Annotated in this window: 1 protein-coding gene and 1 pseudogene; one reads left to right on the top strand and one right to left on the bottom strand. The window is 44.7% G+C overall.

What is annotated here, in order from left to right; all coding sequences use genetic code 11:
- Positions 1–26: 26 nt before the first annotated feature.
- Positions 27–834, bottom strand: a pseudogene (locus tag A1D16_RS21805) (porin family protein).
- Positions 835–1,241: 407 nt separating this feature from the next.
- Here A1D16_RS21805 and A1D16_RS21630 point away from each other — a divergent pair.
- Positions 1,242–2,042 (top strand): DnaA/Hda family protein (locus A1D16_RS21630; RefSeq protein ID WP_290713825.1); only part of this gene is annotated, 801 nt, incomplete at its 3' end.

Here is a 2,042-nt window from a genome sequence, read left to right as displayed (position 1 = left end):
AGAAGAGACACCTTCTGCCGCGGCGATCAGGGCTGTGATGGTCGTATCGCTGGCGGCTTCGGCGGGGCGAAGTTTAAGGGAAATATCTTTTTGCATAGCTGCCGGGTTTTTATCCCGGATGCTGCAAAAATAGCTAAAAGGCGGGCGCATAAAAAATCCCCTCTGCCATTGGCAGAGGGGATTTTTCCCGTAGGGGAAAAATTATTTTTGGCTTTCTTAGCGCCGGGTTTGCACAGGTAGAAATTAACGGTAGCCTGTACAGCCTGGTTCATAGCCGTGTTGACATTGGAAGTGGGGCTTACGTCCTGTATGCCGTGAATATAACGGGCCATAACGGTGAAGCGGGGGCTGATGGATGCTTCGAAGCCTCCGGTATAACCGAAATCAAAATCGCGGGTGCGGTCGGTAACGGTAACGGTTTCGTCGATATAATCCATGCGTTCGCGTCCGCGGAACAGCACATCGCCTTGCACGCCGGCGAGCACTCTCCAGGCTTTTAGCAAACTTGAACTTAACCACCAGGGGAATGGAGAAATAATTGAAGCGGTAGCGGGTATCGCCTTTATCGGTTTCTACGTTGGAGCCCATAGCGGAGTACAGAAACTCCGGCTGTATAGAAAAACGTTTGTTCAATGGAAGTTCAACAAATGCACCGGCAACGAAACCGGCTTTATCCCATGAAGGGTTAAAGTCGGAGTAAGACAATGGTGTGCGGAAGGTGCTTATGTTAAGACCTGTTTTAATACCAATGGATGGTTTACCTTTCTCGTATTGTGCAAACAACGCGGAGCAGCTAAGGAGGAATGCTACCAGGATGGCAGAAGCTTTTCTCATAATCAGTCTTAGATTTTTGGTTATGAACAAAAGTAATGATTATTGGTTAATCCAAGTGTATAATAAGGAAGGGCGGGATGGATGCAGCGGAGGGGTATAGCCGTTGATTGTAGCGGGATACAGGCGAAAGGAACGGGTATGGTGCGTATTGTTGCGGGTAGTAAAAATGCTTGTTGACAAATAAATTTGTTTTCGAGATTTCCAAATTTTTGACCCAAAAACTTGTCAAATTAAGTGTCTTATCTGAAAGCTAAAAAAAAACAACTCGAATAAAAGTTTTTTTTTATCCAAACAAGTTGGATATTCGCCTCCCTGTCCAAATTTTTTTATTGACATTGTGTGAACAAGCTTTTCTGGACTTTTCATTAACATTACTTACGTCATTCGAATAAACTGCCTATCAACAGATGGAGAAAAATGCTGAAAAAATCTGGGCGAATTGTTTGAAGATCATTAAGGATATTGTTGAGTGGCAGCATTACAAAACATGGTTCGAGCCGATCAGAGCAATCTCAGTTAAGAACAACGTGTTGGTGATCCAGGTCCCCAGCCAATTCTTTTTTGAGTATCTTGAAGAGCATTACGTAAATTTATTGGCGAAGACGCTGAAGCGTGAGTTAGGAAAAGATGCCCGGCTGGAATACCGCATCATGGTTGATAGCGGTAACAGTTCCAACAAGCCGTTGACGATGGATGTGACCGGGCATGGGTACAAAACCTATTCCAATAACGAAATGGATTTTCCCCTGGTGATTAATAATCCTGTTAAGAATCCTTTTGTTATTCCGGGTCTGAAGAAAATGCAGATAGACCCGCAGCTTAATCCTATCTATACTTTTGAAACATTCATTGAAGGTGATTGCAACCGCGTGGCGCGTCGTGCAGGTAAAACTGTGGCGGAGAAACCGGGAGCCAATTCCTTCAATCCGCTTGTTATATATGGTGGTGTAGGTTTGGGTAAGACCCACCTGGCCCAGGCCATCGGTAATGAAGTGAAAAAGAGCAATGCCAATAAAGTGGTGTTGTATGTGAGTTCGGAGAAATTCATCAACCAGTTCATGGACCACAGCCGCAACAATGCCATCAACGACTTCATTCACTTTTACCAATTGATCGATGTACTGATCATCGACGACGTACAATTCTTCAGCAAGGCTGAAAAAATCGCAGGATGCCTTCTTTGCGATCTTCAACCACTTGCACCAGTC

Origin of the sequence: Flavihumibacter sp. CACIAM 22H1 (assembly GCF_001601815.1) — a bacterium.
Taxonomy (GTDB): domain Bacteria; phylum Bacteroidota; class Bacteroidia; order Chitinophagales; family Chitinophagaceae; genus Flavihumibacter.
Note: the sequence above shows the minus strand (reverse complement) of the source record. Positions and strands in the feature narration are given on the sequence as shown.